The 19484-nt window shown below is 66.7% G+C and carries 18 protein-coding genes and 1 other annotated feature; of the genes, 13 read left to right on the forward strand and 5 right to left on the reverse strand.

What is annotated here, in order from left to right; translation table 11 throughout:
- Window positions 1-42: 42 nt before the first annotated feature.
- The 10 genes from DEI93_RS03245 to DEI93_RS03290 all read left to right on the forward strand — a co-directional run bounded on the left by DEI93_RS03245 (window position 43) and on the right by DEI93_RS03290 (window position 7955).
- Window positions 43-348, forward strand: a complete 306-nt coding sequence (locus DEI93_RS03245; RefSeq protein ID WP_111120386.1) for a hypothetical protein — start codon at window positions 43-45, stop codon at window positions 346-348.
- On the forward strand, window positions 345-836 hold the full coding sequence (locus tag DEI93_RS03250) for a hypothetical protein (RefSeq protein WP_146244459.1): 492 nt from the start codon (window positions 345-347) through the stop codon (window positions 834-836). Before DEI93_RS03245 ends, DEI93_RS03250 begins: the two co-directional genes overlap by 4 nt.
- Window positions 826-2412, forward strand: coding sequence for a terminase large subunit domain-containing protein (locus DEI93_RS03255; RefSeq protein WP_111120404.1), 1587 nt, complete (start codon window positions 826-828; stop codon window positions 2410-2412). The genes DEI93_RS03250 and DEI93_RS03255 overlap by 11 nt, the downstream gene beginning before the upstream one ends.
- Entirely contained in the window at window positions 2406-2780 is a 375-nt protein-coding gene (locus DEI93_RS03260; protein WP_111120388.1) for a helix-turn-helix domain-containing protein, read from the forward strand. Before DEI93_RS03255 ends, DEI93_RS03260 begins: the two co-directional genes overlap by 7 nt.
- Window positions 2780-3352 carry a hypothetical protein gene (locus tag DEI93_RS03265; protein ID WP_111120389.1) on the forward strand — a complete coding sequence of 191 codons (573 nt, stop codon included), beginning with the start codon at window positions 2780-2782 and terminating at the stop codon, window positions 3350-3352. The genes DEI93_RS03260 and DEI93_RS03265 overlap by 1 nt, the downstream gene beginning before the upstream one ends.
- 20 nt (window positions 3353-3372) lie before the next feature.
- Window positions 3373-3726 (forward strand): hypothetical protein, encoded by a 354-nt coding sequence (locus DEI93_RS03270; RefSeq protein ID WP_111120390.1) that lies wholly within the window; start codon window positions 3373-3375, stop codon window positions 3724-3726.
- Window positions 3727-3746: 20 nt separating this feature from the next.
- A complete protein-coding gene (locus DEI93_RS03275) occupies window positions 3747-6488 on the forward strand; it encodes a hypothetical protein (protein WP_111120391.1) in 2742 nt (913 codons plus the stop codon).
- Between the two features lie 20 nt (window positions 6489-6508).
- Complete coding sequence (locus tag DEI93_RS03280; protein WP_111120392.1) at window positions 6509-6817, forward strand: hypothetical protein; 309 nt, start codon at window positions 6509-6511, stop codon at window positions 6815-6817.
- A 359-nt stretch (window positions 6818-7176) separates the two neighbouring features.
- Window positions 7177-7479, forward strand: a complete 303-nt coding sequence (locus tag DEI93_RS03285) for a hypothetical protein (protein ID WP_111120393.1) — start codon at window positions 7177-7179, stop codon at window positions 7477-7479.
- Between the two features lie 20 nt (window positions 7480-7499).
- On the forward strand, window positions 7500-7955 hold the full coding sequence (locus DEI93_RS03290) for a hypothetical protein (RefSeq protein WP_111120394.1): 456 nt from the start codon (window positions 7500-7502) through the stop codon (window positions 7953-7955).
- A 121-nt stretch (window positions 7956-8076) separates the two neighbouring features.
- Here DEI93_RS03290 and DEI93_RS03295 read toward each other — a convergent pair whose 3' ends face one another.
- Both DEI93_RS03295 and DEI93_RS03300 read right to left on the reverse strand, forming a co-directional pair.
- Complete coding sequence (locus tag DEI93_RS03295; RefSeq protein ID WP_111120395.1) at window positions 8077-9063, reverse strand: tyrosine-type recombinase/integrase; 987 nt, start codon at window positions 9061-9063, stop codon at window positions 8077-8079.
- Complete coding sequence (locus tag DEI93_RS03300; RefSeq protein ID WP_111120396.1) at window positions 9060-9659, reverse strand: hypothetical protein; 600 nt, start codon at window positions 9657-9659, stop codon at window positions 9060-9062. The genes DEI93_RS03295 and DEI93_RS03300 overlap by 4 nt, the downstream gene beginning before the upstream one ends.
- Window positions 9660-10281: 622 nt before the next feature.
- Between DEI93_RS03300 and DEI93_RS16445 the strand changes: the two genes are divergently transcribed.
- The 3 genes from DEI93_RS16445 to DEI93_RS03310 all read left to right on the forward strand — a co-directional run bounded on the left by DEI93_RS16445 (window position 10282) and on the right by DEI93_RS03310 (window position 15133).
- Window positions 10282-11247: a Druantia anti-phage system protein DruA gene (locus DEI93_RS16445; protein ID WP_349815076.1), complete on the forward strand. Its 966-nt coding sequence runs from the start codon at window positions 10282-10284 to the stop codon at window positions 11245-11247.
- A gap of 1131 nt (window positions 11248-12378) precedes the next feature.
- A complete protein-coding gene (locus DEI93_RS03305; protein WP_111120397.1) occupies window positions 12379-13380 on the forward strand; it encodes a site-specific integrase in 1002 nt (333 codons plus the stop codon).
- A 268-nt stretch (window positions 13381-13648) separates the two neighbouring features.
- Window positions 13649-15133 (forward strand): hypothetical protein, encoded by a 1485-nt coding sequence (locus tag DEI93_RS03310; RefSeq protein WP_146244460.1) that lies wholly within the window; start codon window positions 13649-13651, stop codon window positions 15131-15133.
- Here the strand turns inward: DEI93_RS03310 and DEI93_RS03315 are convergent.
- From DEI93_RS03315 to DEI93_RS03325, 3 genes are all read right to left on the reverse strand, one after another.
- A protein-coding gene (locus DEI93_RS03315) for an IS3 family transposase (protein ID WP_258372372.1) occupies window positions 15099-16333 on the reverse strand; the annotation gives its coding sequence in 2 pieces (ribosomal slippage) (window positions 15099-16054 and window positions 16054-16333; 1236 coding nt in all). The two genes, DEI93_RS03310 and DEI93_RS03315, sit on opposite strands and share 35 nt — an antisense overlap.
- Window positions 15942-16055, reverse strand: a sequence feature (AL1L pseudoknot). It overlaps the preceding gene by 114 nt.
- A gap of 878 nt (window positions 16334-17211) precedes the next feature.
- Entirely contained in the window at window positions 17212-17895 is a 684-nt protein-coding gene (locus DEI93_RS03320; RefSeq protein WP_146244414.1) for a hypothetical protein, read from the reverse strand.
- A gap of 74 nt (window positions 17896-17969) precedes the next feature.
- Window positions 17970-18935: a metallophosphoesterase gene (locus DEI93_RS03325; protein ID WP_111119856.1), complete on the reverse strand. Its 966-nt coding sequence runs from the start codon at window positions 18933-18935 to the stop codon at window positions 17970-17972.
- Between the last annotated feature and the right edge of the window lie 549 nt (window positions 18936-19484).

Raw genomic sequence — 19484 nt, forward strand, 5'->3', positions numbered from 1 at the left:
CGCACGGAGAGCAGTGATGCACTTCCACCCACCGGAGCAACCATGACCACCGAAACCACCCCCCTCGCCGACTGGATCGACTCCTACGTCCACCGAGCCGACGGGGACACCCACGAAGCCCTCCGCCTCATGGCAGCAGACCTCGGAATCCACGACCAAGACGTGCGCTACGTGAACGACCAGGACGACGAGACGAGGGGTGAGCAGCACGTCGCCGTCGTCACGCCGATCTCGCAGAACCCCGCGCCCGTGCGAGAGCACACATGCAGCACGCACAAGTACGAGAAGCCCCGGTCAGACGTCACGTCACTTGACAGTGAGTCAGGGGAGCACGAGGTGTGCTCGTGACCAACGCGACGACGGACGCTGTCGCCTGGCAGCCGGAGTTCCCGGGCCAGCGTGCACCCTTCGAGCAGGGCAACACCCTCGCCATCAAGCACGGCGCCTACTCCGTCCGCACCACCGGACCCATCGCCGAGAAGCTGGTCGACGCCGTCCTGAACGACCCCGAGATGTCGTTCCTCGCGCACGGCAGCTACCTGCCCGCCCTGAACGCCTGGGCAGCCGCAGAGGCCAAGGTGATCGTCCTGTCCGAGTGGGTGGACGGGATGCCCATCGAGCAGGCAGCCGAGAGCAAGCAGGGCCAGGTGTCGCCGCTCGAGCTGCTGCGCCGGTGGGAGTCCAACGCCACCACCCACCGATCACGGCTCGGGCTCGATCCGCTCGCACGGGCCCGTCTCGGCCGTGACGTCGCAGCGACCAGGGTCGACGTCGCCACGGTCCTGACGCAGATGCGTGAGGCTGCAGACCAGGGGGGTACCCCCGATGAGCGGTGAGGTGGCATCCCCGGCGAACGATCCCGGGATTTTCGCGGAGAAGCTGCTGGGCCGTCCGTTGTGGCCGCATCAGCTCGAGGTGGCTCGTTCGTCTGCACGGTACCGGGTGATCTGTGCTGGCCGGCAGGTGGGGAAGAGCTCGGTGCTGGCGACGATCGCGCTGTTCGAGGCGTTCACCCGTCGGAACATCCTGGTGATGCTGATCTCGGCGGGTGAGGCGGCGTCGCAGCGGCTGTTGGAGGAGTGTGCAGCGTTGGCGGGGCATTCGGACATGCTGCGCGGGTCGGTGCTGGACGAGAGCAAGAGCTTGCTGACGCTGTCGAACGGGTCGAGGATCCTGTCGGTGCCGGCCTCGGAGAAGCAGATCCGTGGCTGGTCGGTGGACCTGCTGATCGCGGACGAGGCGGCGTTCATCTCGGGGTCTGTGTGGTCGGCTGCCGAGCCTGCGATCATCGCGCGGCCGGGGTCGCGGGTGATCTTGACGTCGACGCCGTTCGGGATCGATCACTTCTTCCGGCGGCTGTGGCGGCGGGGGATGGACTCTCCGGATGCGATGTACGCGTCGTGGCACTGGCCGTCGACGGTGTCGCCGCTGATCTCGGAGGATCTGCTCGAGGAGATCCGGCAGCACGAGAACCCGATCACGTTCGCGCGGGAGTACCTGGCGGAGTGGGCGGACGCGTCGGGGCTGCTGCTGACCCCGGACGAGCTGCAGAACTCGGTGCTGGACTACGAGCTCGTGCATCCCCGTGACGCTCATGATCATGGCCAGTTCCGGACCCACCGCTTCTTGGGCGGGTCGCCGTTCACAGAGTGGGAGCTGCCGCGGGTCATCGCGGGGTTGGACTGGGGGTCGGCGCAGGACGCCAACGCGGTCGTGATGCTGGCGGCGCTGGACGACGATCGGCTGAACGTGCCCGAGCGAACGAACCGGTTCGCGGAGGGCGATCACGTGTTCTTCGTGCCGCATCTCGAGGTGCACCATCGGATGCTGTACGGCGACTTCATCGACCGGTTGGAGCAGCTGGCCAGCACGTTCTACGTCCACGTGTACGTGTCGGAGACGAACGGTGTGGGCGCATACCCGACGGAGGAGCTGGTGCGTCGGCTGGACCGCGCGTGGGTGGATCGGCGCCTCGCAGGGTGGGGGCACCGGAAGACGTGGGTGTCACCGGTGTGGACCGACAATCGGCGGAAACAGGCGATGTTCGGCAGGTTGAAGGGGTTCCTGCAACAGGGGCGTTTGGTGTTGCCGCAGCATCCGGAGCTGCTGTCACAGTTGGCCGCGTTGGAGATGACGGAGACCGCGGCGGGGAACGTGCAGATCAGCGTCCCGGAGACGCGGGGCCATGACGACCTCGCGATGGCCTTGGGGCAGGCGTTGGCGGGCATCGGGGACACGAGACGGGTGCCGAACCAGCGGTACTGGCTGCGTCCGACGGACCGTCCGCCGCAGGAGGTCGTGACCATGCCGACGGGAACGCGGGTGCCGATGCCACCGCGGATGCTGGCGCCGGACAACCCGGACGTGTTCGACGCTGGGGTGGCTGGCACGGAGAAGGACATCCGATGGTGAGTCCGTTCGAGGTGACCGCGGACGGCGCGATCATCGGCGACATGGACGAGCTGCGCAGGATCGTCCCGTGGCTGCAGGCGAAGTACCGGGAGGACGCGGCCCGACGATCTGGCACGGGAAGTCGCCTGCTGAACGACTTCATCTCCGCCTGCGCGGAGTCAGTTCGTGTCCGCGAGGTAGTGGGTGTGCCGTTCCCGGCACTCACGACTGGCGGTCCCGAGAGGATCGAGGTGTCGGTTGATGAAGCGGCCGTGGTACTCGGGTGCTCGCCGACCCTCGTGCGTCGAAGGGCTCGCGAGGGTCGGTGGCCGGCCCGCCGCATAGGACATCAGTGGCTGATCGACATCACACGCTTCTTGGAGGACTGATGAGCACGAAGAGCCAGCCCAGCCGCGAGCTGACCCCGGCCGAGATCATCGCGCAGGCCGAGGCCGAGTACCTCGCCGCGCAGCAGCATGTCGAGACGGTGGAGGCCCAGATCGCCGCCGGGGACGAGGACCTCACACCGGAGGATCTCGACAAGGCCAAGAGCGTGTCCCGGTTCGCCGACCTCCGCCGTGCCGCCGCTGAGCGGAAGGCCGCGAGGGCTGCAGCGAAGCAGCAGCGGGCGCACACCGCGAAGGTCATCGACGACAACATCATCGCCACCCAGGGTCTCGAGCAGCAGATCGACCCTCTGCTGCAGCAGGCGCGGGTGCTCATCGACCAGGCCCTCGAGATCACGAAGCGCCACGATCGCGCGGTGTTCGCCATCGCCGAGCTCGCCGAGACCGAAGGTAACCCCTACAGCCACGACGACGACCCCGACGTCATCGGCCTCGCCAGACCGGGCGCTTTCGAGCTGACGTGGTTCGAGACACGTGGGGTGCGGGGCGAGGTCTACGGCTCCCAGAAGGTGCTCACTCGCCTCACTTCTCAGTACCGCAACCGCTCGATCTGAACTCCCGGAGGAACACCCGCATGACCATCACCGTTCCTGGCGAGGACAACGCACGGTTCGCCGCGCTCCTCGCCGCCGCCTCCCCGAAGCAGGCCGTCGCCGGCCGCACGGTCACCCTCGACGAGAGCTCCCGGATCATCACCCGGCAGCAGCTCACTGACCCGGACTTCTACGCGAAGGTGCGGCTCGGTGTCCTCGACGGCTCAGTGACAGTCCTCGACCAGCAGCTCGACAGCGTCCGCATCGGCGGCACTGTGTATCCGCTGACCAGCGAGGACGCCCTCATGGCGCTCGCCAACTCCGAGGCGTCGTGGATCGGCCGCGAGGACGACAACCCGTTCCTGTCGAGCCTGATGCGCGGCAAGCGCGCTTGACCACGACGACGGGCTGACAGATGAGTGACACCGAGGTCGGCGGGATCAAGGGGTTCCTGAGCCTCGACGACACCGCGTGGGACGCGACGGTCGCGAAGGTGAAGGCCGACGCCGAGCAGATCGGCCGGCTGAACCCGAACATCCGCGTCACCCTCGACACCGCGTCCGCGGAGGAGCGTCTCGCGGCGCTGGACGCGCAGATCAAGGCGATCGGGTCGGAGTCCGTCACGGTCGGCGTGAACGTCGACGAGCGGTCCACCGGTGGCGGCGCAGCATCGGCCGCGGCGGCCGCGGAGGCACAGCTCGCAGCCGCGCAGGACAAGGCAGAGTCGAGCGCGCAGCGTGCCGCCCGGGCCGAGACCGAACTCGCCGCCGCTCGAGCAGCCGCGGACGTGGCGAACGAGGCCACGGCAGCTGCCGAGGCGCAGCTGACGGCCGTGCGGGAGTCGCAGACGTCCACGACTGCGCAACTCGTCGCCGCGCAGGAAGCCCTCGCTGTCGCTGATGCGCAGCTCGTCGCTGCCGCGGATGCCGCTGCTGCCGCGGAGACGGCTCAGGCTGCCGCTCAGGCGGAGTCTGCCGCCACCGCAGCGGAGGACGCAGCCGCGCAGGAGGCGGAGGCTGGCGCGACGACGAGTGCGACGGCGGCCCGATCCGCTTCGACCGACTCGATCTTCTCCGCGGTCAGCGCGAACAAGCTGCAGCTCGCTGCGATCGTCGCGCTGATTACTGCCCTCGGCCCGCTGACCGCGGCGTCGGTGGCGTACGCGGGCGCGCTCACCGGCATGGGTGCCGCCGGGGTGCTCGCGGTCCTCGGGATCAAGAACGAGATGACCGCCGGCACTGCGGTCGGCGACGAGTACGGCGCTGGCCTGCAGTCGCTCAAGGGCGACCTCGACGAGCTGTCCGGGACCGCGGCGCTCGGGATGCTGTCCTCGTTCGAGGCGGCGCAGAAGCGGATCAGCGCCGACATGCCGGAGCTGAACCAGGAGGTCGCGACTTTCACGGGCGAGCTCGGGCAGACCGGCACGACCATCCTCGACGCGCTCCTGACGGCGCTGCCCGTGATCAACCCGCTCCTGCAGGACGGTGCCGCGTTCATCCAGCGGCTCGCGCAGAGCATCGACGACTTCGCCGCCGGCAACGGTCTCAAGGACTTCGTCACCTACGCCGAGTCGGAGCTGCCGATCGTCGAGGACGCCATCATGGCGGTCGCGCACGCCGGCATCGAGGTCGTCACCGACCTCGCCCCGTTCGGGCAGATCCTCCTGCAGATCATCACCCTCGCCTCGGAGGGGTACACGGCGCTGCACTCGCTGAGCCTCGGGTTCGGTGAGTCCGCATCGGAAGCGGAGAAGTACACGCAGAAGGCCGCCACCGCCTCGACGGCGGGCGAGGCGTTCCGGGACTCGGTGCTCGCGCAGCAGTCCCCGATCTCCTGGATCGCGAACGCTGTTCGAGTCTGGCAGGACAACGTCGACGGGACGACGGCCGCGAATAAGCGAGCAGCCGCGGTGGAGCAGGCTCACGAGTCGCAGATCTCGAAGCTCGCCGCGACGTACGGGATGACGTCGGGCGCGTACGAGGCGGCAGCGAAGGCAGCCGACAAGCAGACCGCGTCGACCAAGACGGCGACGCAGGCGCTGCAGCTCGAGAACGACGCTGCGGGGCTGCTCACGAACGCACTCACCCTCCTCAACGGCGGCGCACTGTCAGTGGCGCAGGCACAGACCGGGGTGGCATCGGCCACGAACTCCGCGGTCCAGTCGTTCAAGGACAACAAGACCGCGATCGACGGGAACTCGGCCGCGGCGGTCGCGAACCAGCAGGCCATCCAGCAGCAGGTGCAGTCGGCGCAGCAGCTCGCTGAGGCGCAGGCGAAGGCGACCGGTTCCACGGCGGCCGGGGTGAAGGCGTACACCGACTCCAAGACGGCGCTCGAGGGCGCTCTCAAGGCGCAGGGGTCTCTCACGCCGGCGGTGCAGGCGTACATCGACAAGCTGTACGACGTCAACGACCTCAAGGTGAAGCCGACCAAGTTCGAGATCGACAAGGCCGCGGCCGACAAAGCGATCGCCGACTTCAAGGGCGGCGTCGCCTCGGTGCCGGGGAAGCACAACACCAGCCTCGAGGCGCAGAAGGACGCAGCAGAGAAGGCGATCGCGGCGCTCAAGGGCGACATCGCTACCGTCCCCGCGTCGAAGCGCACCGAGCTTCGCGCCGAGATCGCCGCAGCCAAGGCCGCGCTGCAGCAGATCAAGAACGAGCTCGCGGGTATCCAGTCGAAGACGGTGACGATCACCACCCGGTCTGTGATGCAGAAGGTCGGGTCGGCCGCGAACGACCCGTCTGTGTCCGGCAACGGCCGAATGGGGACGGACGCGCACGGCGGCACCATCGGGGGCCGCGACGAGCACGTGCAGCACTTCGCTCTCGGCGGCACGTCCGGCACCGTCACGGGATCGGTGGGGTCGTCGACGTCGGACTCGCTGCTCACGCGGCTGTCGCTGAACGAGGAGGTCGTGAACGCCTACGCGTCGTCCTACCCGGGCGCGCGGGCCGTGATCAAGTCGATCAACGCCAACCCCGGCAAGGCGATGGATGCGATCAACGGTGGCGGCGGGACCGTGAAGCACATCGTCGAGCTCCGTGATCGGACCGACAGTGGCCTCGGGCAGTTCGTCGAGGCGACTGTGACCAGCGTTGTGGTGAAGCGGGAGAAGCGGGCCCGAACGCAGCAGATCGGCGGGACTACCCTGTGACGGCGGACGGAGGAGGCCCTGTGGACGAGACGCCTGAGGAGCGTGCGCTGGCGATCGGCGGCCTCGCCTGCCACCTCGTCATCGCGATCCGGGAGAACACCCCCGAGGAGGTTCAGGGGCTGATCACTGCCGTACACCGATCCTCGGGCGTCGATGGTCTTGCTCAGCTGGCGTACGAGACCGCGAAGATCGCGGCGGAAGCATTCGACCGGTCCCTGGATCGCGAGGTGTGGCAGGGCGCCCTTCGCGACCAGGCGATACGCCTGGAGCTACTCGGCGACCTCGAGGAGTTCGACCGCACCGGCGGCGAGGACCTCGGCACCGACTGAGCTACCGGCGCCCCACCCGGCAGCGGTTCGCGGTGTCCTCCCGCTGGTGATGGATGGAGCAGCCCGGATGCGTCCAGTACGTCGCCGGGCGGCGTCGGCGGCGGGGGAACACGGAGCCGCTGAGTGAGAACGGGCCCGGGAGCGGGATGTGCCAGCGGACACCCATCCGTGAAAGGTACACGAGCGCTCGTTTTCGCGCGGAAGCGCGACAACGACGACGCCGCAAGCAGCGCCGTTCGCTAAGTCACTGGCGTAGGATCTTCCGCGCGTTGTGTGGATGGCACCGTTCGAACTACGAGCCGTTGTCGTAAATCGATACGGACTGTCAATAAGTGAACAGCGTGTGTATCGTGGCACGCATGTTCCACTCGACCGATTTTGCCGTGCTGGCGCAGTCCATCGGCGAAACGACGATCGGGTACCTCGGCCGTGAGACGCTCCGTGCTCTCGCCGTTGAGATCAACCCTCAGACCCTAGAGGCCGACGTCGAGATCGTGCTGCGGGACGACACCGAGGACGCCCGCCGCGCTGCGCTCACTGCCTTCCACGAGGTGGAGAGCATCTTCTTCGCCGAGGTCGTGCTTGCCCACAACTTTGTGGGGGAGCTGCACGACCGCCAGCGGGCGGTTGCAGATCAACGCCGTCAGTTCCAGTTCGCCTGACGTCGGCTTATGCTCGTCGCATGACGTCGAAGGCCCTGAGCACTGCTCAACAGTGCATCGATCGGGCTGAAGCATGCCGCGAGACGGCAGACAGGCTCGCCGCGGCCGGTGACGAGTGGGCCGCGGTCTGCAACTTCTACGCCGCCTTCCATGTCGTGCGCGCGGCACTGCTCGCCGATCCGATTTTCACCTCGATCAAGGCGTGCGCGGCGAAGCACATCAACCTCCAGATGAGCGACCGCGACGTCACTATGCACCAAGCCCGCCTAGGAACGAGCTCGGGTCGCGCCTTCGGAGTGAACGATCTGGTCAAGTTGCTCTACCCGCAGATCGAGTTCGAGTACCTCGAGCTTCACTCGTGGAGCGTGAACGTGCGCTACAACGAGGGACTCGAGCCACACTCGTCGATCGGAGCATCCCGGCGGTACTACGAGACGATCCGAACGGCGTACGACGAGGGCCGCCTGGTCGCTTGACCGTCCGGGAGCGGCCGTCGGAGGGTACGTCCGGCGGCCGCTCGCTCGTCACGGTACCGCGGGGTGGGGTCGCTGGTGCCGACGTCACCCGAAATTCACCCGCGGCTTCACCCCGTGCCGGTTACCGCTTCCGGGCCGAGGTGACGGGCACGGAGACGGTGGGCATCAGCAGCACCGCTTCCTGCAGCCGCTTCGACGACACGGCCGTGTAGATCTGCGTCGAGGCGAGTGAGTCGTGCCGGAGCATCTCCTGCACCACCCGGATGCTCACACCCGCGTCCACGAGCTCAGTCCCGTAGGTGTGGCGCAGCGAGTGCCCGGTGATTCTCGGATCGGTGATCCCGGCCTTTCGGATGGCGCCCGTCATCAGGTCGGACACCGACCGGTACGTGATGTGGCTGCCCGCGTTCGGACCGCGGCCCGGGAACCAGTAGCCGTCGGGCATCGCCTTCGCGACCTCCCGGATCGCCGGGTGCAGCGGGATCGTGCGGTCCTTACCGCCCTTGCCGCGCACGAACAGCGTTGATGCCGTCAGGTCGATGTGCTCCCCGCGGAACTTCGCGATCTCGTGGGCGCGGAGGCCCTGGTAGAGGCCCAGCATGATCATGACGCGGGTTCGGAAGTAGACGCCGGAGTTCAGCATCGCCTCGACCTGCTCGAGCGTCATCGGCCGTGGACGGCCCTTCGGGACCCGCACCTTCGGTAGGTCCTTCGCCGGATCCTTCTTGACCAGCTTCGACGCTTTCACCCATCGGAAGAACGCCTGCAGGTCCGCTCGCTCCCGCTGCATGGAGGCCGGCGCAATCCCGCGGCCCATGCGCATCATGAGATCCGTCGCCGTGATCTCCGCTGGGGGCTTCCGCGTCGCCCGGGCGAGAGCGAGGAGCATTGCCCTCCGCACCTCGATCGTCCGATCCGCGAACCCCTGAGCGCGTTCGTAGGACTCGAACAGGGTGAGGACGGGCATCCACGCCATCTCGACGACGTCGTGGCTCCCAGAGGCCGTCCACATTCCGGTCCCGCTGTTGCGCGTCCTGGACGTATCGAACGGTCGCAGCGGAACGACGTTGGTCGTCTCGGGCAGGAGCTCCTGGCCGGCGGCGGTCATCGCTGCGCGCTTCCCTTGCGTGCGGCAACCCACTCAGCCGGCGTCGACGGCTCGCCGACGAGGGACCGGAGGTGGGCGGAAAGCCGGTCGAGGTCGCCGGCCAGCTGTAGTAGCTCCTCGCTTCCGACCTCGGCGTCGAGCTCGATGGAGATCGCGTGCCCGAGCGTTCCACCGTTCGCGATTCGCGCGATCTCGACTGGTGCACCGAGCAGTGTCACCGGCTTCTCGTACTCACCCGTGTGCATCTCCGTCTCTCCCTCGTCGATGGAGAGCGGGCCCTCCATGACGTGCCCGGTGCACCACTGGTACTCGGTGCAGGCGACACGGCTGCCGTTCTCGAGGTGCGCCACCCCTGACTCGATGCTTCGGACGTAGAACACCCCGAGGAACCGGACGTACCGTCCGTCCATGAGTGCGCGCTCCGTGCCCGCCAGGCAACGTCGGAAGATGTCGAGCAGTGGCTCGACGCTGTAGTTGGTCGGGCCGTCGTCCATCTGGGTGGCGAACACGAAGTCGCCTGCTTCGATCTCGTCGTCGATGTCGTCGAGGGGGACGTCGAGGCGGCGGATGGCGTTGTTGCGGTTGATGATGGTCACTGTTCGCTCCGTTGAGCTGGTCCCGTTGCGGGACAGATGTGTGCACGCATATGTGTGCAATCTCGTTGGGAACGGTTGCGATCCGGCACGACCGAGACGGTCGGGGAGATCGGCGGTTTCCCGGGTGCCCGGGCCTCGTGATACCTGGTGGTACCGGTTGAGAGGCCGGGTGGCTCCCTTGAAAACAAGTGGGCAGTGATGTCTCGTGGGTTCGAATCCCACACCCTCCGCCGAGGGGCCTTTCGGAATTCGGAAGGTCCCATTTTCGAAGTTCCTCCGGGTAACGGCCTGTTCACTGCGGAGTAGCGGCGACTTTTCCCGGCTGACGGGCGGTAGCCCGGCGAGCTTTTCTTCCGTCGCACCGCGCGTCCGGGGCCGGTTAGATTCGTCGTTGCGCGGCCTGACCTGGGGTTTCTTGGCTCATCGCAGGTGGTGGGCGGTCGTATGCAAGTTCGAGATCGCGGGCGGGTTGGAGTGCGCGGTCTGGGCGGTCTCGCCGCGACTTGTTCGGCTTCGTGGCCAGGGCGAGGATGCTGCGGATCACGTTCGTTCGGCTGCTTCAGATGTCGTCGGCGTGGTGCTCCGGGAGGTGCCCTTCGATCAGGCGTGCGGTGTTGTGGTGATGGAGGTGTCAGCGGCGCGGGGCGCGGGGAACCTTCCGCCGCGAGGTCGCGCCTGGTCGCCGGGTGCGCGAACGGGAGACGACGCCGACGCTGCTGTGCGCGATGGGCGTTGGGCACTTGTGCGGGCGCTCTTGAGGGAGGGGGTTCGTCTGTCAGGTCGAGGTGTCGTGCCAGTCGACGGCGATGTGCGGTCCGCCCTTGCCCGGCAGTGGAAGCGGCAGCATGCGGCGTGGAGGAGCCGGGAGCGCGACGCTCTCGAAGCCTGGGATGCCCCGTTGGACCTTCGCCTGTGGGGCCAGCCGCCTGAAATCGATCCCCTGAAGGTTCGACCGCGATTCGTGGTCGTTTCCGACGTGGAGTCCGCGGACGCTGCGTTGTGGCGGTGGGTCGTGTTGAACGCAGGGTGGCCGGTGAGAAGAGGTACACACCGCAGGATTCGTGTGCTGGTCGTCGACGAAGGCCATGGTGGTCGGTTAATTGGAGTCCTCGGCGTCAGTGAGGCATCGGAACGACTGCCGCTGCTGCACGCTTGGTGTGGGGCTGACGTTGGCGCGACGGGATCGGACCGCGCCTGGCTGTTGCATGTATTCGAGGCGGTCGGGCCCTACCGCAGTACGCATGGTCGCATGCTTCTCGCTGGTCTCGTGACGAGCGCGGAATTCCATCAGGTGATCCATGAAGAGGCTGGTTCCGATGTGGCGGCGCTGGTGGTGCGAGAAGAGCTGGGCCGCCGAACGTTCGTGGGCTTCGAGGTGCCAGCTGGCCCGGTGATTCGATTGGGCTTAGGAGCAGATCATGATTGGCGGGTATGGGGAGAAAGTGCGCAGCTGCTGCTTAACGCGGCGCGATCGCGGCTCCGTGACGCGCCTGAGCGAGTGCCCGACGAGGGAATCGCTCTCGGGTCAATGGTGGGGCGTTCGGGTCTCGCAGCGCTCGGACTCGGGGCGCAGCACACCCGAGGTTGATTGGTTCGGGTGCTCAGGTGCTCGTTCTTCCCATGACGCGCGCGGCGCGTTCCGTGCTTGGCGGCGGTGGAGGACGGGAGGGTCAGGTTGCTGTCGCGACAGTGACGCGGTGGTGGGCACGGCGCTGGGGCAGGCGAGGTGTGGTCCCGATGGCACTGCCGTCACGCGCGACGCGCCCGGAAGAAAGCCGATTCGCGGCCTGACAAGGCCGCCCTAGTAGATCACCCCCGGACTGGGGTGAAATCGAGCCGCTCATCACTCGCGTGGTTCAGGCGGCGTAATGCGCCGTTGGGCTGGACCGGGGCTAGTGAAGCACTTTGGCTGCATCTAGAGACTTGTTCGGGCAATGGTCGACGACAACGGCGAACAGGGCTTTCTGTGATTGACACATCGGCGCTTGTAGGTACTGTAAGCCAGGGGTGAGCTGGAACTACAATCTTGTAACAAGACCCCCTGTGGTCGATCGTGGCGCATTCCACGCGAGCAAAGTACGCGTTTTCCCGGAGCCGTCGCTCGATGCATGCTCAGAGGCCCCGATCCCCACAAACACGCGGATCTGTCTGCTCGGATCGCTTGCGCGTGGACATTCCTGAGGGTGACCTGGCTCCTTGCGCATCGCCGCGTGCGGAAACCACGTGTCGTATCGTGATTGCACGGTCGAGTTCGGTCGACCGCTGACTACCGAAGGGCACGCATGGCACTCCCGCACGACTCAAGCTGACATGCCGCGGCGCAGGATGGATCCCCATCCAACCCGCCACTGCCAAGTCCTTCTGCACCCACAGACATAAGGGAAACCATGACTGCGCACCACGCGCAGGACATGCAGAAGGCCACCCAATCCGTTGGAGCGGATTACTTGGGTGGCCTTCGTGGATCCTCGCTCGGAAACCACGATCAGAATAGCCCGGCGATTCACGCTGGTCAACTGCGTCTGATCACGCATGCCTGCCACACCTCGCACAACGCCCGACGACCGTCCTCCTCAGACGCGACAGCGCCTCCCGCGTGACGCCGCCTGGGCGCAATACACCGCCGGCGGCCGCCCGGGTATCCGGGAGCTCGACGCGCGGATGTGCAGCCGCCGCATCCACCGCGCCGACCGCGTCCGACGTCAGCGGAGGGGCGCCGATGACGCTCATGACTGCGGACGAGCTGCTCGAAGCCGAGGCACGCCTGCTACCCAATGTCGTCGGTGGCGAGCCCGCTGTGCCGTGCGGCGTCCTCGTGGAGCGGTACGTGCCGTCGATGGCCAACACGTGGTGGTGGCATGAAGGGCGTCATGTCTTTCGACTCTGGGTGCTGTCCGCCTCGCCCAAGATCAACAACGTCCGAACCTTCCTGGCGATGATGCGTGCCCTGTCGCGGATGATGTTCTACGCCGAACAGACAGGCCTCGACCTCGACGTCGAGACCCTCTTCACGGACCGAGTCATCGATACGTTCATCACGCAAGGTCTTGGTCCTGGCATCTCGGACCGCAGCCGGACGGTCTACCGGTCCCGTCTGCGGGCGTTCGGTGAGGCGCTGCTGCGTCGGCCGCCGCGGCGACGCGTTCCTCCCACGTGGGGCCGTTTCGGCCTCGCTCGCCCGTACACACCGTCGGAGGTTGATGCCCTCTTCGATCTGCCTCGAGTGCAGCGGACACCGCTACTGCAACGCTTCGCCACTGGCTGGATCGCGCTGTGTATCGGCGGCGGCATTCGCTCCGGTGAGGTGCGTTCGATCGCGGCTGACGACCTCGTCACCGTAGGAGGTGTGCGATGCGTTCGCGTCCATGGACCACGCGAACGCGTCGTACCGCTGTGGACGCGCGTGCTGCCGATGCTCGACGCGCTTGCGGAAGAGCATCCAGCCGGGCCGCTCGCAGCGAACTATCGACCCGAGCAGCGAGACCCCATGCAGCAGCACCGCGACCGGCTCAAGATCCCAGCTTGGTCGCCACGGCCGCACACCGAGCGCATGCGTATCACCTGGACCGTGCGACTCCTCACCGCCGGCATCCACATCAACCGCTTCGGCGAATACAGCGGAACGCCGAACTTCCGATTCGCCGATGCAGCCCGACTCCTCCCCGATCGCGCCGACCACATCGTAGACGACCTCCGACTCGCAGCAGGAGACCCCAAATGAACCGCAACCACGGACGCGCGGATGCGCACCGGACGCTCTCGATGCGTAGACGTTCGCGTCGCCGGCCCATGACTAGCCCGAGCCGATTGCGCGACCGCGTAGCAGGCTGGAAACCTCGCCGATCCCCATCGGCCCGGTTAGCGAACCCCACCCGGCGGGACGGCGGTTCGGTCCTGGGCGACGCGCTTCGGGCGCAGCCATCCTGGCTCACCGACTTCGACCCACATGGCGACCTGTGCGATGCCCTAGTCGAGCAAGGCGTAGTGCGGTGAGCGTCGCCGTCGACAACTCCGAGGGCGCAGAAGGCACCGGAAGCGACGCGCCGTTGGCCGTCGATTGGCTGCGATTTGGAGTGCCAGAGCCAGCGCTGTCCTGCCGCCTGCCTCGGCACGTCCCTCAGATCCGGCTTAAATCGGTTCGTCGGTCGGTCAGCAATGCGCTTCGGATCTTCGACCGGTCCGGGCTCGCCGACGATGTGCTGCGCTACGACCGTGACCGCAGGGGTCCGGCGCGGACCGTGTCCATGCGCACCGTAATCCTCCTGCTCCTGGCGTACCAGGTGCAGCGTCCCAGCCGCGACCTTGCCTTCCTGCCGCTGGTTCGTTGGGCGACGTCAGAAATGTCCGGACAGGATCGCGAACGGATCGGTCTGACCCACCCCCGCTGGTCCTACTACAAGGTCGTCGCCACGTTCCACGCGTTCATCGCCCTGATCGACGATGCCGATTCGAACCACCGCGTCGACGGGGGTGGTCTCATTCGCGAACGCCACCCTGCACTGCCGTCCCGTCATATGATCCTCAACCGCATCATTGGCGCCGCCATCCCCGACGCATGCCCCCCAACTCCCGTGGCCGCACTCGATTCAACCGACGTTGAAGCGTCCGGCGCATGGGCGAACTCACCCGACCTTCCTGACCGCAGCGACGGCGACGACGAGTACATCCCAGACGACGTGGCACAACGCCCGGCGAAGCGATCGAGACGCCCAAAACGGCAATGGCCGCAGGGCCCCGATGGGCGCAACATCTACTCGTCCGACCCGGACGCGCGGGCCGGCTATCGAACCGTTGTACACAACCGATCGCGGATCTTCATCGGCTGGGACGCGCACGTCTTGTGTGACGCGGGTTGGTACGGCGCTCACCACTACGTGCAGTTCATCCGCGGCATGCTCTTCGAACCGGCCGGGCAACACAAGGGCCGAGCTGGCATCGATTTGATCGACTCCCTCGCACCGGGGTTCACCATCGACACGCTTTGCTCCGACCGCGGCTACAGCTACAGCGTTGCGGAGCAGTGGGTCGAACCTCTCCAAGCTCGTGGCATCACGTGGGTACACGACCTCCACACCAACCAACGAACACCACGCTCCCTCATGCATCACGACAAGTTCTCTGCGCACATCATGATCGACGGAACGCTCTTCACCCGAGGGATGCCAGAACGCCTCCACACGCTCCCCAGGTACCACCCCGGCATGACGTACTCAGAGAAGCGCTCTCTCGCCGCTCGCTATGACGAACGCGCGCAGTACGCGTTCGTCCCGAACGGTGGCCCTCGGAGCGACGGAAGCTGGCAGTACCGCGGGCCTGCCTACCTCGGCCGGGTGAACTGCATCAACATGTCTTCGACCCGCCGGCTCAACCGCAACGCACCCCTCACCAGCTGCCGAGAAGGCGACGGCTGCTGGTGCGATAAGATGTTCCGCCCCGGATTTAGTGGAGGCTCGGTAGTGCCGCCTCGACGGTAATCGGAGCGGGGTTGTGCCGGTAGTGGTCGTGCTCAAACTCGACCGGCGGGACCATGCCGAGTTCGCCGTGGAGGCGGCGGTGGTTGAACCAGTCGATGTACTCGACGGTCGCGATCTCGAGGTCCTCGATGCCCCGCCAGGGACCGCGGTGGCGGATCAATTCGGCTTTGAAGATCGAGTTCACCGCCTCCGCGAGCGCGTTGTCGTAGCTGTCGCCCTTCGACCCGACGGACGCGACCGCACCGGCTTCTGCAAGCCGTTCGGTGTAGCGGATTGCTCGGTATTGCACGCCGCGGTCGCTGTGATGGATCAGTCGCGTCAGATCGCGGTGTTCGCGTTGCCTCGTCCAGATGCCCATCTCGAGGGCGTCCAGGACGAGATCGGTGCGCATGTTCCTCGACAGCTGCCAACCCACGATCCGGCGGGAGAACACGTCGGTGACGAACGCGGCGTAGACCCAGCCGGAGAACGTGCGGATGTAGGTGATGTCCGCCACCCAGAGCTGATCCGGGCCGGTCGCGGTGAACGCCCGCTGGACCAGATCCGCGGGTCGATCCCCGACCGGACCTGGAACCGTCGTCTTCGGGCCCTTCCGCTTCGAGACGCCCTGCAACCCGGCGACCCGCATCAGGCGTTCAACGGTGCAGCGGGCCATCAGATGGCCTTCCCGATGCAATTGCGCGTGCACCTTCCGGGCGCCATAGACGCCGTAGTTCGTCCGGTGTACCCGCTCCACCTCGACGACGCGAGTGGCGTCGCTGATCGATCGGGCCGACGGCGGCCGCGCCTTGGCGGCGTAGTAGCTCGACGGGGCGACCTGCAACGTGCGACAGATCGGCTCGACCCCAAACTCGGCTTTGCGCTGGTCGATGAACGTGATCATCTGCTGGACGGGCGGTCGAGCTCCGCCGCGAAGAAAGCCGACGCCGACTTCAAGATCGCGTTGGCCCGCCGCAGCTCGCGGACCTCACGCTCCAACTCCGCGATCCTGGCCGCGTCGTCAGTGGTCACGCCTGGCCGGTCGCCGGCATCGATCTCGGCTTGCTGCACCCAGTTCCGCAACGTCTCCGGATTGATCCCGAGTTGCTCACCGATCCGACGCAACGCACCGGATCTCGTTGCCGGCTCGCGGCGTGCTTCCACCGCGAGCCTGACCGCTCGCTCCCGAAGCTCCTCCGGGTACTTCCTCGGTGCTCCCATGACTCTCATCCTCCCGTGGATTGAGAGCCTCCATCAGACACGGGGCGGAACAAGACACCAACTGTCGGGTTGCGCGATCAGCTCAGCGTGCGGCAGAAGTACGCGTACGGCACGAACCAATGGTTGGCGTACTACGGGATGCGCAACGCCAGCGAAGCCAAGATGGCGAACCTGAAGAGGACGCACGGGACGATGCGACGCGCCAGCTCGACCGTGAAGGGCACAACCGCGAACGCCTTCCTATTCGCGGTGCGATGCGCTGCCATCAACATCGCCCTGCTCGACGCCGTCTACGAGGGAAGCGTGACGCTCGCCACTACAGAGCCACGAGATGTCCCAACCACCAGCCCTCGCACTCGTCGAAACACCCCCACACACCTGAGGAACGGACCGAAAGCTCGACCGCCGCGTCGCACACGGCGCACACCAGAGCCCGACCGAAAGGCGCCGAAGTCAACAACGCCTGCACGGCCCTGACCAGCTTCGGCCCGCGAACAGACGCTCGGTGCTGCGGCGGCTCTCACGATCTCCAGCAGTGGACCGCGCGCCACGCGAGCGCGTCGCAGCTGGCGGAGGACCGCAGCCCGAGGGCCACATGCGAACCCGCGGATGTTGCTCGGCTGGGAGGGCCACGGCGATCAACGAGTCTGCCCATACAAATGCCCGTGGGACTGCCGGGACCCGGGTCCGCGACGCCTCCCGCGGCGCTCCAAGCGACCCCTGCGACAAGATTCTCTATAATTCCTATGAATCGGTCGCCCTCGGAACCCGACCTCGCCGGCCTTCGTCCGCGGCGTGTCGCCGGTACTCGTGTGGAACGCGCAGTCCGATTCGTCGTGGACTGACGAGCTATTCGGCGCCACGTTCGGTCGTCAGTGTCAACGACAGGCGCGCGTCAGCAAAGCGGCGAAGATCGCTTCGGCACTCAGGGGACCGTCCCACGCGTTCGAGGCTGCGATGACCTCCAGGCGTCGCAGGAGCGCCTCCATCGACAGATGACCGAAGCGTTGGTGCGCTTCTGCCAGATCCAATGCGACCTCGTCGAAGTCGACTGTGTAGCCGAACTGGCCGGCGAGGACCGCCTCGACACCGATGTAGGGAAACGGGCCGAACCAGGACACGTCCTCCGCGGAGCGACCGTCCCACACATAGCCCACCTCCCCAGGAACCGGTGGCAACGAAGTACCAGCAGGAAGGTGCACCACCGCTGGCCACGGGCTGGAACCAAAGCCCCACCGTCGATATGCGGCGCCGCCGCCGATCACCGCCCGGCAATCAGGACGAGCACGATCGCGGCGTGCCCGCTCCCACAGCGGCACGGCCGGTTCCAACGCGACCCACGCCGCTCGTGCTGCAACATCGATATTCCCGGCTGCAGGGTCGGCCACGACGTGCAGCCACACCCCCGGCACGACCTCGTTGAGTTCGCCCGCGCGTGCCATCGCTCGCAACGCGGTGCGAGCGTCGACCCGGCTCCAGGATTGCTCGAGCTGCTCGACGGTCAGGAATCCTTCCTGCGACGCGGCAATCTCCAGCATCCTCGGCCGGACCGTGCGCACCAAGGCGCAGACGCTCCGCGCCGAGGCGGACGGCGGCGTGTGATGCATCCTGCGGGCCCGCTTCATCAACGGCTCTCTCACAGGCCCACACCCGTCGCTGGGGAACAACCAAGATCCGTCACCGTCAAGGAAGGAAGATCAAGGAGCCTGAGATTGTCCGGCTCCGTCGCGACCGGCAGTGCGATCGTCTGGCGGCCGTTCCCGTCATCCGCACGCCCACCGACGTGCATATGCCCATGCAATGCGAGCGCCGGCTGCACCGCAGCAACCAGCCGGTCGATTCGGCGACGGCTCGCGGCAGACAGGGTCAGCCTTCGCTCAGACCACCGACCCGGTTTCGCGACGATGTACTCCACCTCCCGGACGCCGGCATTGGGCGGCTCGTGCGTGAGCAGCACGTCCACACTGCCGGCTCGTGCCGCGCGGTCGACATCTGCGTCGGTCGGTGCTTCTGCCAGTGAGCGATCAGCGTCAACAGAGACGGCACCACCGAACGACAGAAAAGTGCGACCAGCGAGTGAGAAGCGGAAACCGCGAGGGAAAGCCCAAATGTGCGGCGAGAGACGCCGAGGACGCTCGGGATGCGCAGCAAACGCCGGCCCCAACGCGCTCCAATCGTCGTGATTACCGGGGGTGAGCAGCAGCCGAAGTTCCAGCTCCGCAAGCAACTCTTCGAGCCGGGGCAGGAAGCCCTCGTGGGCGTAGACCCGCCCGCCGCCAGCAAGACGGACCGGTTGCTCCCAGCGGAGATCCCCAAGATGCAGCACCGTGTGCACCTCCGGATGGAGCCGGCGGAGTAGCCGCAGTTTGCCGTACACATGCTCCCCAAGCGACTCCCAGTCGCCTGCAACCGCCACCTTCGTCTCACCCTCAAGCGTCAGGTTCGCCCCCGGACGTCCTGACGCGGTTGGCCACACCAGTCGCGCGTTCCCACGAACGCTCAGTCGCTCGCGCTCGTTCTTGCCGCGCTCAACCACGCCGAGATCCTCGTCCGTCGGCGCCCGCTTGATGCCTTCCTGCGGAAGGCGTGCGATCCGCAGCATCCGTGCGTGGGCGACTGACGGGGATGACCATCGCGAACGGCTGCCCGTGGAACGTCAGAATGAGTCGCCATCCCGAGCGGACGCGGCGGACGACGCGTGCATCCCGACGGAGACTCGTCGCGGTCGTCACCTCAACGCCCCAGGGGATCTTCCAGTCCATCGCTGGGTCGCCAGCGCGTGCCGATCGGTCGAGCATCCAGGCGATGAAAGTCCCAGGCGCGACGCCGAGCGCTTGCGCCGCGGAGAGCACTCGCTTTGACTGCGCGATTCGGCTGCTGACTGCGCTCACCTCAGGAGCGACAAGGGACGCATGATTCGTTCGCATGACACACAGCCTCACCCTCATTCAAGCCAGGACGTTTGTCCCGAACATGGACGAAGATCGCACTTGGGGACAGCGGTCCGCAAGGTCTCGTGAACTCACTTGCGATTTCATACAGTACGTGTCGAGGTGTCACAGAATGGCCAGGGTCAGGCCATTACGCCGATCCGTAGTGAAGCAGTCTGCGCTTTTATTGCAGAACGGGCGTAGGGACGAGCATCAGAAAA

The organism is Curtobacterium sp. MCBD17_035, from assembly GCF_003234815.2.
Lineage (GTDB): Bacteria > Actinomycetota > Actinomycetes > Actinomycetales > Microbacteriaceae > Curtobacterium.

Coding starts and splice junctions, on each gene's coding strand:
- DEI93_RS03245 (WP_111120386.1), top strand. CDS start 43: ATGACCACCGAAACCACCCCCCTCGCCGACTGGATCGACTCCTACGTC.
- DEI93_RS03255 (WP_111120404.1), top strand. CDS start 826: ATGAGCGGTGAGGTGGCATCCCCGGCGAACGATCCCGGGATTTTCGCG.
- DEI93_RS03260 (WP_111120388.1), top strand. CDS start 2,406: ATGGTGAGTCCGTTCGAGGTGACCGCGGACGGCGCGATCATCGGCGAC.
- DEI93_RS03265 (WP_111120389.1), top strand. CDS start 2,780: ATGAGCACGAAGAGCCAGCCCAGCCGCGAGCTGACCCCGGCCGAGATC.
- DEI93_RS03270 (WP_111120390.1), top strand. CDS start 3,373: ATGACCATCACCGTTCCTGGCGAGGACAACGCACGGTTCGCCGCGCTC.
- DEI93_RS03275 (WP_111120391.1), top strand. CDS start 3,747: ATGAGTGACACCGAGGTCGGCGGGATCAAGGGGTTCCTGAGCCTCGAC.
- DEI93_RS03285 (WP_111120393.1), top strand. CDS start 7,177: ATGTTCCACTCGACCGATTTTGCCGTGCTGGCGCAGTCCATCGGCGAA.
- DEI93_RS03290 (WP_111120394.1), top strand. CDS start 7,500: ATGACGTCGAAGGCCCTGAGCACTGCTCAACAGTGCATCGATCGGGCT.
- DEI93_RS03295 (WP_111120395.1), bottom strand. CDS start 9,063: ATGACCGCCGCCGGCCAGGAGCTCCTGCCCGAGACGACCAACGTCGTT.
- DEI93_RS16445 (WP_349815076.1), top strand. CDS start 10,282: ATGGAGGTGTCAGCGGCGCGGGGCGCGGGGAACCTTCCGCCGCGAGGT.
- DEI93_RS03305 (WP_111120397.1), top strand. CDS start 12,379: ATGACGCTCATGACTGCGGACGAGCTGCTCGAAGCCGAGGCACGCCTG.
- DEI93_RS03325 (WP_111119856.1), bottom strand. CDS start 18,935: ATGCTGCGGATCGCACGCCTTCCGCAGGAAGGCATCAAGCGGGCGCCG.